We start from the raw sequence: 14,340 nt of genomic DNA, 5'->3' as shown, positions 1-14,340 counted from the left end.
GAACGAGGAGGCACCATGAGCACCGAGCAGACCGAACAGCCCACGCTGCCCCGACCGGACACCCCCTGGAGCGACCGGCCGACCCCGGCCACCGCCGAGGAATGGCTGGAGCGCGCCGCCGAGGTCGGCGCGGTCCTCGCGGTCGACGCCGTCGAACGCGACCACGCCGGACTGACCCCCCACTCCGAGGTCCGCCTGCTCAAGGACTCCGGACTGGTCACCCTGCTGGGGCCGGTCGAGCACGGGGGCGGCGGGCAGACCTGGGAGACCGCCTACCGCGTCGAGCGGGAGATCTCCAAGGCCGACGGGTCGATCGGCCAGCTTCTGGGCTACCACTACCTGTGGGCGTGGGCGGTGCGCTTCCTCGGCACCCCCGAGCAGATCGCCGCGGTCGAGGAGCTCTACACCGCCAACCGGTACTTCTTCGGCGGCGCGGTCAACCCCCGCGACAAGGACCTGGTCATCACCTCCGACGGCGACGAGCTCGTCTTCAACGGGCGCAAGACCTTCTCCACCGGCAGCAAGGTCTCCGACCTCACCGTGCTGGAGGGCGTGCTGGAGGGGACGGACAAGCACATCTTCGCCATCGTCCCCTCCGCCCAGGACGGCATCGTCTACGGCGACGACTGGGACAACATCGGCCAGCGCCTCACCGAGTCCGGCAGCGTCCGGATCGAGAACGTGCGCGTGTCCTGGGACGACGCGGCGGGCTACGTCAACCGCGAGTTCCGCCCGCTCGTCTACAACACCCTGAACCTGCCGACCATCCAGCTCGTGTTCACCAACCTCTACCTGGGCATCGCCCAGGGGGCGCTGGAGACCGCGGCCGCCTACACCCGCTCCACGACGCGGCCGTGGCCCTACGGCGGGGACAACAAGGACTCCGCCGTCGACGAGTGGTACATCCTGGAGGCCTACGGCGACCTGCAGTCGAAGCTGTGGGCCGTCGAGGCCCTGGTCGACCGGGCCGGCGAGCGGATCTCGGCGATCCTGCACGGCGACCGCGAGGCCGTCACCGCCCGACAGCGCGGCGAGATCGCCGTCCTCGTCGCCGCGGCCAAGCAGCGCGCGATCGACACCGGCCTGGAGGTCTCCTCCCGCATCTTCGAGGTCACCGGCGCCCGCGCCACCGCGTCCTCGGTCGGCCTGGACCGGTTCTGGCGCAACCTGCGCACGCACAGCCTGCACGACCCGGTGGCCTACAAGCGGCGCGAGGTGGGGCGCTACGTCCTGCTCGACGAGATCCCCGAGCCCACCTGGTACACCTGACCCCTTCCGGGACCGGTGCACCGGACCCCCGGCGCCCGGCCCGCGCGGGCCGGGCGCCCTCCCCCCGCAACCGACACCGGCCCGGTCCGACGCGGGCCGCGGCGGAAGGAGAGCTCCCCCATGACCGACACTGTGACCGCCCACGTCGTCTCCGACGACGACGAGGCCGTGCGGATCGCCCGGGACCTCGTGCCGCGCCTGGCGGTCGGGGCCGACCGGCGCGACGCCGAACGGGAACTGCCCTGGGAGCAGGTCGCCCAGATCAGGGCGAGCGGCCTGCTGGGCATCACCGTGCCCCGCTCCCACGGCGGCGCCGGCGCGGCCGCGGCGACCGTGGCCGAGGCGCTGCGGCTGGTGGGCACGGTCGACCTCAGCCTGGCGCAGATCCTCCAGCCCCACTTCGCGTTCCTGGACTCGCTGCGCCGCAGCGGCGGCGAGGAGGTCCGCAACCGGGTGTTCGCCGACGTCCTGGCGGGCGCGCTGGTCGGCAACGCCCAGGCCGAGCGCACCGGCCGCAACTCCCACGAGCAGCGGACCCGCCTGGAGCCGGCCGGCGACGGCCGCTACCGGATCACCGGGGTCAAGTACTACGCGACCGGGTCGCTGTTCGCGCAGTGGCTGGCGGTGACGGCCAAGGTGGAGGTCCCCGGCTTCGGCGAGCCGCAGCCCTACGTCGTCTTCGTCCCCCGCGACGCCCCCGGCGTGGAGGTGGTCGACGACTGGGACGGGATGGGGCAGCGCACCACGGGCAGCGGCACCGTGCGCCTCACCGGCGTGGAGGTCCCGGCCGAACGGGTGGTCCCGCACTACCTCACGTTCACCGGGCCCACCACCTACGGCGCGTTCGCGCAACTGGGGCACGCCTCGATCGACGTGGGCCTGGCCCGCGGCGCGCTGGAGCGGGCCGCGGAGTTCGTGCGCACCAGGAGCCGGGCCTGGTTCGAGAGCGGCAGCGACACGGCCTCGGAGGACCCGCTGGTGATCCAGCAGTTCGGCGAGCTGGAGCTACAGGTCCGCGCGGCGGAGGCGCTGGTGCAGCGGGCCGCCGCGGCGGTCGACGCCGCCAACGCCGACCCCACCGACGACACCACGGCCGAGTCGTCCATCGCGGTCGCGGCGGCCAAGGCGGCGGGCGGCCGGGCCGCCGTGGCGGTCTCCAGCGCCCTGTTCGAGGTGGCGGGCACCCGTTCGGCCACCGACGGGCTCAACCTGCACCGGTACTGGCGCGACGCGCGCACCCACACCCTGCACGACCCGGTCCGCTGGAAGATCCAGCACATCGGCCGCTACTCGCTCAACGGCCGGCGGCCCCCGCGCCACGGCCAGATCTGATCCGCCGGGGCCGACCGTCCCCCGCCGACGGGTGCGGTCCCCCGCGACCGCGGGCCCCAGGGCTCCGGGGACGGCCCGCCCGTTCCACCGATCCGGACGGCGGGTCTTCCCGGTCGCTGTCCCGGCCGAGCCGGTGGACGCGCCCCGGTCCGCCTCTCCCCCGGCGGCGGGGCGCCGGCCGCCGCGGAACGTCCGACCGCGACGGGGTGCTCTATCCTGGACGGCATGTCGGGCACCACCGGGGACGAGGACGCGTTCCGGTCCGACTTCGTCCGGCGGTTCGCCGAGTACTGGCAGTCCCAGGGCCGTCCCAAGGCCGAGGGGCGCATCGTCGGCTACCTGCTGCTGTCCGACAGCGGCGGGGTGAGCGCCACGCAGATCGCCGACGGCGCCCAGGTCAGCCGGGGGTCGGTGTCGACCGCGGTGCGCCGCCTGGAGGAGCTCGGCTTCGTCCGGCAGGTGCGGGTCACCGGGCAACGCCACCGCCTGGTCGCGATGGACGACGACGTGTGGGGCAACTTCCTCCGCAACGAACGGCGCTACCTGCGCCAGCAGCGCGACCTCGCGCAGGCCGCCCTGGACCGGCTGGGCGACGGCCTGAGCGCGGCCGGCCGGAGCCGACTGGTGAACATGCGCGACTACATGGTCTGGCTGGACGGCTACCACGACACGCTGCTGGCGCACTGGGAGGCCCACAAGGCGCGGCGCGACGCCGCAGCGGCGCGCGGATGAGCGTCAGCGCCGCCGCTCGTGCGGGATGACCAGGGGGGTGCTGGTGCGGGGGTCCGGGACCACGTCGCAGCGCAGGCCGAACACCCGGTGCACCAGGTCGGCGGTGAGCACCTCGCCGGGGGGCCCGTCGGCGACCACCCGGCCCGCGTCCATGACCACCAGCCTGCTCGCGAAGCGGGCCGCCTGGGCGAGGTCGTGCAGCACCGCGACGACCGTGCGTCCCCGCCGGTTCAGGTCGGCGAAGAGTTCCAGCAGGTCGTACTGGTGGGCGATGTCGAGGAAGGTGGTGGGTTCGTCCAGCAGCACGATCCCGGTGCGCTGGGCGAGGATCATGGCCGCCCACGCCCGCTGCCGCTGCCCGCCGGACAGGGCTTCGACCGGTGTGTCGGCGCGGTCGGCCAGCCCGGTCAGCTCCAGCGCCTCGCCGATCGCGGCCTCGTCGTCGGGGCTCCACTGCCGCAGCAGCGTGTGGTGGGGGTAGCGGCCCCGCGCGGCCAGGGAGCGCACCGTGATGCTCTCGGGGACGGCCGGGTTCTGCGGCAGCAGCGCCAGTTGCCGGGCCACTTCCTTGGAGCGCTGCGCCCGGATGTCGCGGCCGTGCAGCAGCACCCGCCCGGACTTCGGCCGCAGCACCCGGCCCAGGGCTTTGAGCAGCGTGGACTTGCCGCAGCCGTTGGGGCCGACGATCGCCACGAACTCGCCCTCGGCGATCCGCAGGTCGAGGTCGCGCACCACCGGGGCGGCGCCGTAGCCGAGGGTGAGGCGTTCGGCGCACAGTCCCCGTCCGGTCGGCGTGTCCGCCGCGGCGAACGTCTTCTCGTTGGTCGCGGTCTGGTTCACAGCACTCCCCTACGCCACTCGCGTACCAGCAGGAATCCCAGGTAGACGCCGCCCACGGCCAGGGTGGCGATCCCCACCGGCAGCCCGTCGGCGAACGGGAAGTGCTGCACGGCGAGGTCGGCCAGGGTGAGGACCAGGGCGCCGACCAGGGCCGACACCACCAGGTTGGGGCCGGAGGCCCGGGTGAGGCGCCGCGCGATCTGCGGCGCGGTCAGCGACACGAACGCGATCGGCCCGGCGACGCTGACCGCGGCCGCCGACAGCACCACCGACAGGGTGATCGCGCTGGTGCGGGTGCGGGCGGCGTTCGCCCCGAGGCTGTCGGCGAGTTCGTCGCCCATCTCGTTGAGCGCGACCGGTCGGGCCAGGGCTGCGAGCAGCGGCGTGGTCAGCGCCACCACCAGCCAGATCGTCAGGGCGTGCTCCCAGGAGCGGGCCGACAGGGTGCCGTTGACGTAGGCGGCGAGCACGCTGGCCTGGTCGCGGGCCAGCGCCGAGACCACGAACTGGGTGAAGGCCGCGGCCATCGCCGCCACCCCGATGCCCGCGACGATGAGCCGGCCGGGGTGGCGCAGGCCGGTCCCGGTCGCGGCCGTGACGAGGAGCACCGCGGCCGCCGCGCCCAGCAGCGCGCCCAGGGGGACGGGGACGACACCGGGGAGGGCCAGGGCGGCGAGCGCGGCTCCGGCGCCGGCGCCCCAGTTCAGTCCGATCACGTCGGGGCTGCCCAGCGGGTTGCGGGTGACGGACTGGAACAGCGCTCCCGCCAGGCCCAGGGCCGCGCCGGTGCCCAGCGCCACGACCAGGCGGGGGCCGCGCAGCCGGTTCAGCACGAACGTCTGGGCGGGAGAGGCGTCTCCGGTGAGCGCGCCCGCCAGTTCGGGGAGGGGGACGCCCAGGCGGCCCAGGCAGAGGGTGGCCGCGGCGGCGGCCAGGAGGGCGGCCAGCAGCAGCAGGGTCCACAGCAGGGAGCGCGGGTGCAGCGGCAGTGCCACCGCGGAGCCCACGCGCAGCATCGGCGGCCGGGCGCTTCTCATGCGGTCTCCCGCATCCGGCGCACCGCGTAGAGCAGGAAGGGGGCGCCGACGAACGCGGTGACCACGCCGACCATCAGTTCGGCGGGGCGCAGCAGGAAGCGGCCCACGACGTCGGCCAGCAGCAGCAGGGTCGGGCCGGCCAGCAGCGCGAGCGGCACCCGGTGGCGGAAGTCGCCGCCGGCCAGGGTGCGCACCACGTGCGGCACGGCCAGGCCGACGAACGCGATCGGTCCGGCCGCCGCGGTGGCCCCCGCGGCCAGCAGGGTGGCGGCGACCAGGCCGCCCGACCGCACGAGGGTGGGGTTGGCGCCCAGCGAGGTCGCGGTCTCTTCGCCGAGCGCCAGCGCGTTCATGCCGCCCGCGAGCAGCAGGGCCAGCAGCACGCCGACGCCCACGAAGGGCAGGACCGCGGCGACCACGTCGAATCCGCGGCCCGCCAGGGAGCCCACCACCCAGAAGCGGTAGTGGTCGAAGACCTCGGGCATGCTCAACGCGACCGCCTGGACGTAGGCGGTGAGCACCGCCGAGACCACCGCTCCGGCCAAAACCAGGCGGACCGTTCCGCCGGTGCTCTCCCGGCCGCCCACGGAGTAGGCGACCAGTCCGGCCAGCAGCGCCCCCGGCAGCGCCCACCAGACCGTCGCCGTGGTGGAGGCGGGGCCGAGCAGGGCGATGGCGGTGACCACGGCCGCCATCGCGCCCGCGTTGACGCCGAGCAGGCCCGGGTCGGCGAGCGGGTTGCGGGTGATGCCCTGCATGAGCAGCCCGGACAGGGCCAGGGCCGCTCCGGCGAGGACGCCCAGCACGGTGCGGGGGTAGCGGCTGGCCACCACGGCGGCGATGTAGGGGTCGGCCGTGTGGGTGAGTGCCGCCCACACCTGTCCGGGGGTGGTGGGTTTGCTGCCCACGGCGAGGCTGAGCAGGACCGCTCCGCCGAGGGCGAGGAGCGCTCCGCCGAGCAGCAGGGCGGTGCGGGCGGGTCTGGCCTGGGGTGGCGCCGTTGTCGTGGTCACGATCGCCTTCGGGGTCGCGGGGAGCGGACGGGGCGCGGCCCGGGGTCGGCGGGCCGCGCGTCTGGACCGGTCAGCGGTCGAGTGCCTCGACCGCCTCGTCGATGAGGGGGAGGTAGCGGTCCAGCACCCACGGCACGGTGAGCGGGTTGATGATGGAGGAGGCGGTGACGAACGAGGTGTCGTCGCTGACCACCACCGATCCGCGTGCGATCGCCGGGATGGACGCGTACAGTTCCTGCGCCTCGATCTCCTCGCGGGTCTCGGCGTCGGTGTAGAAGGTGAAGATGAGGTCGCTGTCCTTCAGTTTGTCGGCGTTCTCCAGGCCGATCACCGCCGAGTCGGTGCCCTCGGTCTCGGGCAGGGTCTCCACGACCGGGTCGACCTGCAGGCCGAGGCCGCGCACCATGGCCACGCGCTGCTCGTCGGGCATGAAGACGCCGAGGGTGCCGGGGCCGTCGGTGTAGATGTAGGAGAAGGTGAGGTCGGCGTACTCGGGGCGGGAGGCGGCGGCCTCCTCGAACTGCCGCTCGATGTCGTCGATCAGCCCCTGGGCCTCCTCGCTGCGGCCCAGCGCCTCGCCGATGATCTCGATCTGCTGGTCCCAGTCGGTGCTCCACGGCAGGTCGGGGTAGGCGACGGTGGGGGCGATGTCGCTGAGGATGTCGTACTGTTCCTGGGTGATGCCGGACCAGGGGGCCAGGATGACGTCGGGCTCCAGTTCGATGACGGCCTCGAAGTCGATGTCCTCGCCGCCGGTGAACTGGACCGGCAGTTCCTCTCCGGCCTCGGTGACGGCCTCGTGGATCCACGGCAGGTAGCCGGTCTCGTCGCTGCCCCACTCGTAGCTCTCGATGCCGACGGGGACGGTGCCCAGGGCGATGGCGGTCTCGGCCGATCCCTGGCCCAGGGTGACGATCCGTTCGGGGGCCTCGGTGATCTCCGCGACGCCCAGGGCGCTCTCGATGCTGACCGGGAACGCGCCGCCGGCCGAGGGGGCGTCCTCCCCGCCTCCCGCGCCGGAGCCGCCGCAGGCGGCCAGGCCGAGGGCCAGGACGGTGGCGGCACCCGCGCCGCCGGCGCGGCGGGTCAGGGTGCGGAGCTTCGAGTCCATGCTCGCTTCTTTCTTCGCTGCGTCGGGAGACTGCGCCTTCGTCGGGGACGGGGGTGGGCCCTCGTCACAGAGGCGGCCGCTTCCTCCCAGAAAAGAGCAAGCAACCGCCAAACCAGACAAAAGCGAACAATACGCCAAAAACAAAGGTAAGTCTAACCTTAGTCATTTGGGATTTCAAAAATTTTGAACCCGGTGCGGTTCCGGGGTGCGGAGGAGAGGCCGGGGAGCGGGGCCGCCGCGCTCAGAACCGCCGACGCAGGCCCGGCATCGGCGGGACCGGCCCGCCGGGGTCCGCACCGCGCCCGACCGGCCGCGGGTCGCGGTTCTGCGCGACGCAGCGCAGCACCTCGGCCGCGGCGAGCCGACCGGCGGAGCAAAACCCCCGCTCGGTGGAGTCCACCTCACTCCAGACGGCGTCGCGGAGCACCAGCCGAGCGGCGAAGACCGGCCGGCCGCGGCCGCGCCGCTCCAGCACCTCGCGCGCCCCGCGGCCGAACGCGGCGGCGTAGGCGTCCGGCAGCGGCTCGTCCGGGAGGGGGCACGTCGCGGGCAGGGCGGTGGCGAACTCGAGGTCGTCGGCCGCGCCGCCGGGCAGCGGTTCGGCGTCGGCCCACACCACGGCCCACGGGCCGAAGCACGAGGTCTGGACGATGTTGCGCACGTACACGCCGCGCACTGCGCGGGGCAGCGCGGGAGGGCGGCCGAGCGCCTCCCGGCCGACCGGGCGCGGTGCGCGGTCTTCGGCCAGCGCCCGCTCCGCCTCGTCCACGGCGAGGCGGGCCGCCTGTTCGACGGTGTCGGCGGCGCCGGGCAGGCGGAGGTCGCCGTGCCAGCGTGCCTCCCGCAGCACCGCGCGGGCGCGGAACAGGGGACGGCTGCCGCCGCCGGTCTCCCGCCACGCCTCCCCCAGGCACCGGCCGAGCCGCGCGAGCACGTCCGCGGCGGGCGCCGACGCGGTCTTGGGCAGGGCGGCGGCGAACTCGAGGCCGCCGGCCGCGCCGCCGGGCAGCGGTTCGACGTCGACCTCGAAGGCGATCCGGACGCGCCCTCCGCCCGGCCCGCTGTGGTCCACGCGCACCCCGGTCACCGGCCTGGGCGCACCGCCGTCGGGCATGGACGCCTCCTCTCCTCCCGGAGGGCCGGCGCTCCCCGGCCCCCGACCGGCGGGGAAGGGGAAACCCGATCGTCCGCAAGGAACCGGCCACTTTCCCCCAAGAGCATGCCGCCTTCCCTCCCCGCTTCGCCAAGCCGGACAAATCATCGCCCAGGGTTGCGTGGCCCAGGAATGCCACTCCGTCCCCCGGGGGGTACTGGCCGGGGCGCCCGCCAGTCGGGTCCGGTGCCGAAGGGGCACCGGCGACGTCCCAGGGGAGATGTCCATGGACAGAAGGAAACTGGCCCTGCTCGCGGTCGCGGTCCCGGTCGGCGCGCTCGCGGCCGCCGCGCCCGCCCACGCCGACGGCGCAGCGGTCCTGCACGCGAACCTCAGCCCGGTCAACCAGTCCGGCGCCCACGGCACCGCGAAAGTAACCGTCAAGGGCACGCGGGTCACCGTCCACATCGAGTCCGGCGGGCTGCTCGCGCATTCCCCGCACGCCCAGCACTTCCACATCGGCGGGCAGCACCGCTGCGCACCCCCCGAAGCCGCCGACGACATCACCGACGACGGGCGGCTCAGCACCACCGAGGGCGAGCCCTACCTGGGCGGCGTACGCATCTCCCTGACCACCGAAGGCGACACCAGCCCCGCCAGTGCCCTGGCGATCGACCGGATGCCCGTCGCCGACGCCCACGGAACCGTCGAGTACCACCGGACCTTCGAGGTCCCCGAGGACGTCGCCGCGGCGCTGCGCAGCGGCAAGGCCGTCCTCGAACAGCACGGCGTCGACCACAACGGCAACGGGACCTACGACTTCCAGGGCGCGGGCAAGAGCGACCTGGACCCGTCGCTCCCCGCCGAAGCCACCGACCCCGCGACCTGCGGTGAACTGGTCCCCGCCCCCAGAGGCGGCATGGCCGCGGGCGCCGGCGGCACCGCCGCGCCCTCTGTCGACACCGCAGCGCTCGCCGCGAGCGCGCTGCTCGCCGCCGCCGCGGGGGCGGGAGCCGCCGTCCGCCACCGGTTCGCGGGCACCGCCCGCCGTGGGTGAGCGCACCCCGCCGAGGAAGACCTGATGGACACCGACCGTCCACCGTCCGGTGGCCGCCGGGGAAGCGCCCCGGCGGCCACCGCCGCGGCCCGCGCGGCGGGACTGGTACTGGCCCTCACCCTGTGCGGCGGCTCCGGGTACGCCGGTGCCCCGCCCGCGGCCGCCCCGGCCCCCGTGCCGCCGCCGGCCGGGGCGGCCGCGGTGGCGCCGCTGCCCCGATCCGAACCCGTGGCGCTGGAGGTCCCCGCGATCGGCCTGCGCACGGACGGCCTGGTCGGGCTCGGCCTGCGCCCCGACGGGGAGATCGAGGTGCCCCGCGACTACGGGCGGGTCGGCTGGTACACGCACGGCCCCGCGCCGGGCCAGGTCGGCGCCGCGGTGCTCGGCGGGCACGTCGACTCCGGCACCGCCCCCGCGGTCTTCCACCGCCTGGCCGGACTGCGCCCCGGCGACACCGCCGCCGTCGACCGCGCCGACGGGAGCACCGCGCTGTTCACCGTCTACGCCGTCCACCGCTACCCCAAGGCGGACTTCCCCACGGACCTGGTCTACGGGCCCACCGGCGGCCGCGCCGAACTCCGGCTCATCACCTGCGGCGGCGAGTTCGACCACGCCGCGGGCAGCTACCGCGACAACACCGTCGTCTTCGCTCGGCTGAGCGCCGTTCGCCCCGAGGCTCGGCACCGCCCGTCCTGACCGGGGCCGCCCGCAGCGGCCCCGCCCCGCCTCCATCGTCGAAGCATTACCCAAAACGTATCCCCCGTTGTGGGAATCCCGAAGCGAACTGGTCAGCAGTCCAGGACAGGCACCGCAAGGTGACCGCAACGACCGAGGAGAAGGCATGGCAGAAACCGCCACCACCCGCAGTGAGCAGGCCGAGACCCGCCAACAGGCGCGCGTGCCGCAGGGGCGCACCGGCACCGACGTCCCGGCCACGGAGCGCGGCAGGACCTCCATCGCGGACAGCGTGGTCGAGAAGATCGTGGGCATGTCCGCCCGCGAGGTGCCCGGCATCCACAGCCTCGGCAGCGGCGCGAGCCGTGCCCTGGGAGCCGTGCGCGAACGCGTCCCCGGCGGCCAGCGCAACATCGCGCGGGGGGTGAAGGTCGAGGTGGGGGAGCGCCAGGCGGCCGTGGACCTGAACGTCGTCGTCGAGTACGGCATCCCCATCATGGACGTCGCCCGGGACGTGCGCAGCAACGTGATCTCGGCCGTGGAGCGCATGGCCGGCCTGGACGTCGTCGAGGTCAACATCGCCGTGGACGACGTCCACCTGCCGGAGGAGGAGGAAGAGGAGGCTCCCGAGGGTCGTGTGGAGTAGGCCGCGCCCCGCACAGCCGTCCGCGACCTGAGACAGGAGAAGTGAGTGATGAACCGAGCGACCGTGGGCCTGGCCGCCGGCATGGCGCTGGGCTTCGCCGGAGCGTTCGGCGGGTTCTGGGCGTTCCTGCTGGTGGCCGTACTCGGAGCGGCCGGCCTGGTGGTCGGCCTCGCCCTGGACGGCACCGTCGACGTGGGCCGGTTCGCCCGGCAGTGGGAGCGGCGATGACCGCTGAATCCTTCACCGGACCGGTCGGCTCCGCGCCGGCCCCGCCCGGCGGCCGGGAGTCGGCCGGGCCTCTTCCGCCGCCCGCCGAGCGGGGCACGACCCTGGTCCCGGACCGGGTCGTGGCCAAGATCGCGGCCCGCGCCGCCCGCGAGGCGCTGGAGAAGCGGTTCGGCGCGCCGCCGGGCCGCCTCGGACTCGGCACGCCCAAGGCGTCGGCGTCCGTGCGCGGCGGCTCGGCCCGGGTCGCGCTCGCCCTCGACCTGCCCTACCCCGTCGACATCGCCCGTTCCGTCGGCGTACTGCAGGAGCTGATCAACCGACGGGTCACCGCGCTGACCGGCCTGGCCGTGGACGAGGTGGACCTCACCGTCCGGCGCCTCGTCCTCACCGACGGGCCCGACCGCCGCCGCGTCCGCTGACCCGGTCAGGAGCACACCCATGTCCCTGGACAACCCGCCGTCCCCGACTGCTCCCGCGGCCTCCGTGCAGGAGTCCGCGCCGCGCCCCGACAGCGGGGGCGCCTCCGCCGCGACGGACTTCCGACCGCACCGGTCGAGGAGGCTGTGGTCGCGGCGGAACCTTCCGGCGTCGCTGGTGGCGCTGGCGGTGCTGGCCGCGTGTGCGGCCCTGCTGTACGGCGCCGCCGCCGTGTGGGCGGGGGCAGGCGGCTGGTTCCGCGGTCTGACCGGGGAGCTGACCGCCCGCCCCCTGAGCGACCCCTGGGTGCTCGCCGGAGCCGCCGTCGCCGCGGTCCTGGGCCTGTGGCTGCTGGTGCTCGCCCTCACTCCCGGGCTGCGCAACTGGCTGCCCCTCATGGCGCCGGGGGACGGCCCCAACGCGACCAGCGCCTACCTGGACCGGGGCGGCGCGGCTCTCCTGCTGCGCGACGCGGCCCTGCGGGTGCCCGGCGCGGGGCGGGTGCGGGTGCGCGTGGGGCGGCGCCGCGTCCGCGCCCGGGTGGACGTGCGCTTCCGCGACCCGCGCGAGGTCCGCGGCGAGGTCGCGGACGTGCTGCGCGAGCAGGTCGACGCCCTGGGACTGGCCCGTACCCCGCGGATCGCCGTGCGCGCGCGGCGTCTCGCCTGAGCGCGCGGCACGACGCGCCCACCGGAGGAAGCCGATGAACACGCGCACCGCGATCAACCGGATCCTGCTGGCCCTGGTCGGCCTCGCCCTGCTGGCCGGCGGCCTTCTCGCGCTCGCCGGCGGCCTGGACCTCTACCGGCGCTGGGGCCTCACGCCCCCCGGCCGGTGGCCCTGGTCGGCCCCGGACGGGGTCCTGCTCGACAGCGCCGCCCTGAGCGGCCTCAGCGACCGGTTCTGGTGGTGGCTGGTGCCGACCGTGCTCCTGGCGCTGCTGGCCCTGTGGTGGCTCCTGGGCCGCTCCAGGCGGCCCGACCTGGAGATCCCGACTCCCGACGGCGCCTCTCCGGCCGGCGGCGTCACCCTGGACGACAGCGCGCTGGCCGACGCCATCACCGCCGACACCGCCCGGCTTCCGGGTGTCGACCATGCCCGCACCCGGATCGTCGGCGGGGCCCGGCGCCCCCGGGCGCTCGTCTCCGTCACGCTCACCCCGCACGGAGCGCCGGCGTCGGTCCTGCGCCAGCTGTGGACGGGGCCGCTGCGGCGCGTGGTCCACTCCACCGGCTGGGACGGCCTGCCCGCCGAGGCGCGGTTCAGGGTCGCGCGCCACCGCATGCGGCGTGCCGAATGACCACTGCCGGGCGGGCGCGCCCGCGGAACCGCCAGCCGTCCGCGCTGCCCGCCGGAACGGAACAGAACGAGGAGGAGTGCATGGGCGACAGGCCCCAGGCCCCCGGTGCGGAGACGGCCGCCGCGGACTTCCCCGCCCGGCCGGACGACCGGCTGGACGACCGGCTGCTCGCCGTGCGGGCCGCCGAGGGAGACGACGACGCCTTCGCCGAACTCGTGCGCCGGCACTGCGGCGCCCTGCTCGCACTGGCCCGCCGGCTGCTCGGCGACCCGGCGGCGGCCGAGGACACCGTGCGGGACGCGTTCGTCAGCGCCCGGCAGCGCCTGCCTGACCTGCGCCGCGACCTTCCGTTCGACACCTGGATGCACCGTGCCGTCACCGACCGGTGCCTCGCCGCCCCCTCCACTCCCCCTCCTGCGGCCCGCACCGCCGGGCCCCCGGAGGAGGCCGTCCTCGCCCGCGCGCTCGCCCGGCTCTCCCCCGGGCAGCGCGCCTGCTGGGTGCTGCGCGAACTGCAGGGCCTGTCCTCCGAGGAGGTCGCCTACGCCACGCGGAGCGACGAGCGGACCGTGCGGGCCCGCCTCCTCCAGGCGCGGCGCCTCCTGGCGGAGGAGGCGGGGCCGACGGCTCCGGAGGAGCTGGGCGGGGCCGCCCGTTCGCTGCGCGGGCGGCCGGCGGTGGACCGGGAGGCGTTCACCGGCCGGGTGGCGGCCGCCGTCCGCGCCGTGACCGGTCCCGGCCGCCCGCTGCCGCTGGGAGCCCCGGACGAGAGGCTGTGGGTCGCCGACACGGCCGCGGCCGGGGTGCTGCGGGCGGCGGCCGACTCGGTCCCCGGCGTGCGCGCCGCCAGCTGCCGCCTCACCCCGCGGGGCGGCGGGGTCCGCGTGGCCATGACCCTGGCCGTCGCACCGCACGCCCCTCTGGCCGGACAGGCCAGGAGGGCCCGCCGGGCCGTGTTCGCCTCCGCCGCCCGGGCGCTCGGCCTCGACCTGGACGGCGTCGACCTCGAAATCGCCGACCTGCTGGAACCGTCTGCCGACGCCTCCTGGGGGAAGCCATGAGCACGTCCACGGCACAGCGGATCGCCGAGACCGCCGCGCGGGTGGCGCTCACCGTCCCCGGCGTGGCGGGGCTGCAGCCCCGGCCACCGGAGCCGTCCGCGGAGGGCCCCGCCGCCCCCCGGCGGGACCCCGTCGGCACGGCGGACCCGGCGGAGGCGGACGTCCGCGTCGACCACGCCGGCGGCTGGCACGTGGAGGTGCGCTGCGTCCTGGACGGGCGCGTCCGCGCCCTGGACGCCGCCCGTGCGGTCCGCGACTCAGTCACCGCGCACCTCCTCACCGGCCCCGCCCACCCCGAGCCCGTCTCGGTCTCCGTCGTCGTCACCCGGATCGCGGCCCCGTCCCCGGCCGGCTCCGCCGCCGACTGACCCGCGCCGGAGCGCGGCCCCGCCCGCGGGCGGGGCCGCGCTCCGGCGCGGGGGCCTCTGGTGCGGCGCCCGTCCTCAAAGCCCCCTGCCGCCGCGTGCGCCGGACTGCCGACCGCGCCCCAGAACGCGCGGCCGAACCCGGTGCGCGGTGTCCGGGGCGG

At 75.7% G+C, this 14,340-nt stretch carries 17 protein-coding genes; 12 read left to right on the top strand and 5 right to left on the bottom strand.

What is annotated here, in order from left to right; all coding sequences use genetic code 11:
- Positions 1–15: 15 nt before the first annotated feature.
- From FOF52_RS05035 to FOF52_RS05025, 3 genes are all read left to right on the top strand, one after another.
- The gene (locus FOF52_RS05035; protein WP_248592665.1) at positions 16–1,269 is read left to right on the top strand and encodes an acyl-CoA dehydrogenase family protein; all 1,254 of its coding nucleotides are present in this window, start codon (positions 16–18) and stop codon (positions 1,267–1,269) included.
- Between the two features lie 120 nt (positions 1,270–1,389).
- Positions 1,390–2,601: an SfnB family sulfur acquisition oxidoreductase gene (locus tag FOF52_RS05030; RefSeq protein WP_248592664.1), complete on the top strand. Its 1,212-nt coding sequence runs from the start codon at positions 1,390–1,392 to the stop codon at positions 2,599–2,601.
- Positions 2,602–2,826: 225 nt separating this feature from the next.
- On the top strand, positions 2,827–3,333 hold the full coding sequence (locus FOF52_RS05025) for a GbsR/MarR family transcriptional regulator (protein WP_248592663.1): 507 nt from the start codon (positions 2,827–2,829) through the stop codon (positions 3,331–3,333).
- Positions 3,334–3,336: 3 nt separating this feature from the next.
- Here FOF52_RS05025 and FOF52_RS05020 read toward each other — a convergent pair whose 3' ends face one another.
- From FOF52_RS05020 to FOF52_RS05000, 5 genes are all read right to left on the bottom strand, one after another.
- Complete coding sequence (locus FOF52_RS05020; protein WP_248593759.1) at positions 3,337–4,110, bottom strand: ABC transporter ATP-binding protein; 774 nt, start codon at positions 4,108–4,110, stop codon at positions 3,337–3,339.
- Between the two features lie 59 nt (positions 4,111–4,169).
- Positions 4,170–5,189, bottom strand: a complete 1,020-nt coding sequence (locus FOF52_RS05015; protein WP_341849823.1) for a FecCD family ABC transporter permease — start codon at positions 5,187–5,189, stop codon at positions 4,170–4,172.
- Positions 5,190–5,206: 17 nt separating this feature from the next.
- A complete protein-coding gene (locus FOF52_RS05010; protein WP_248592661.1) occupies positions 5,207–6,223 on the bottom strand; it encodes a FecCD family ABC transporter permease in 1,017 nt (338 codons plus the stop codon).
- 70 nt (positions 6,224–6,293) lie between these two features.
- On the bottom strand, positions 6,294–7,334 hold the full coding sequence (locus FOF52_RS05005) for an iron-siderophore ABC transporter substrate-binding protein (protein WP_248592660.1): 1,041 nt from the start codon (positions 7,332–7,334) through the stop codon (positions 6,294–6,296).
- Positions 7,335–7,575: 241 nt separating this feature from the next.
- Positions 7,576–8,448 carry a hypothetical protein gene (locus FOF52_RS05000; RefSeq protein WP_248592659.1) on the bottom strand — a complete coding sequence of 291 codons (873 nt, stop codon included), beginning with the start codon at positions 8,446–8,448 and terminating at the stop codon, positions 7,576–7,578.
- Positions 8,449–8,713: 265 nt separating this feature from the next.
- Here FOF52_RS05000 and FOF52_RS04995 point away from each other — a divergent pair, with 265 nt between their 5' ends.
- The 9 genes from FOF52_RS04995 to FOF52_RS04955 all read left to right on the top strand — a co-directional run bounded on the left by FOF52_RS04995 (position 8,714) and on the right by FOF52_RS04955 (position 14,179).
- A complete protein-coding gene (locus tag FOF52_RS04995) occupies positions 8,714–9,484 on the top strand; it encodes a hypothetical protein (protein WP_248592658.1) in 771 nt (256 codons plus the stop codon).
- Between the two features lie 24 nt (positions 9,485–9,508).
- Positions 9,509–10,180 (top strand): class F sortase, encoded by a 672-nt coding sequence (locus FOF52_RS04990; RefSeq protein ID WP_248592657.1) that lies wholly within the window; start codon positions 9,509–9,511, stop codon positions 10,178–10,180.
- 145 nt (positions 10,181–10,325) lie between these two features.
- Positions 10,326–10,805 carry an Asp23/Gls24 family envelope stress response protein gene (locus FOF52_RS04985; RefSeq protein WP_248592656.1) on the top strand — a complete coding sequence of 160 codons (480 nt, stop codon included), beginning with the start codon at positions 10,326–10,328 and terminating at the stop codon, positions 10,803–10,805.
- Positions 10,806–10,853: 48 nt separating this feature from the next.
- Complete coding sequence (locus FOF52_RS04980) at positions 10,854–11,033, top strand: hypothetical protein (protein ID WP_248592655.1); 180 nt, start codon at positions 10,854–10,856, stop codon at positions 11,031–11,033.
- Entirely contained in the window at positions 11,030–11,452 is a 423-nt protein-coding gene (locus FOF52_RS04975) for an Asp23/Gls24 family envelope stress response protein (protein WP_248592654.1), read from the top strand. Before FOF52_RS04980 ends, FOF52_RS04975 begins: the two co-directional genes overlap by 4 nt.
- A gap of 19 nt (positions 11,453–11,471) precedes the next feature.
- Positions 11,472–12,119, top strand: coding sequence for a DUF6286 domain-containing protein (locus FOF52_RS04970; RefSeq protein WP_248592653.1), 648 nt, complete (start codon positions 11,472–11,474; stop codon positions 12,117–12,119).
- Positions 12,120–12,153: 34 nt separating this feature from the next.
- Complete coding sequence (locus FOF52_RS04965; RefSeq protein ID WP_248592652.1) at positions 12,154–12,750, top strand: hypothetical protein; 597 nt, start codon at positions 12,154–12,156, stop codon at positions 12,748–12,750.
- An 80-nt stretch (positions 12,751–12,830) separates the two neighbouring features.
- Positions 12,831–13,811 carry an RNA polymerase sigma factor gene (locus FOF52_RS04960; RefSeq protein ID WP_248592651.1) on the top strand — a complete coding sequence of 327 codons (981 nt, stop codon included), beginning with the start codon at positions 12,831–12,833 and terminating at the stop codon, positions 13,809–13,811.
- Entirely contained in the window at positions 13,808–14,179 is a 372-nt protein-coding gene (locus FOF52_RS04955; protein WP_248592650.1) for a hypothetical protein, read from the top strand. Before FOF52_RS04960 ends, FOF52_RS04955 begins: the two co-directional genes overlap by 4 nt.
- Positions 14,180–14,340: the final 161 nt, after the last annotated feature.

The organism is Thermobifida alba, assembly GCF_023208015.1.
GTDB classification, from domain to species: Bacteria; Actinomycetota; Actinomycetes; order Streptosporangiales; family Streptosporangiaceae; genus Thermobifida; species Thermobifida alba.
This window is presented reverse-complemented; position numbering and strand designations above follow the sequence as displayed.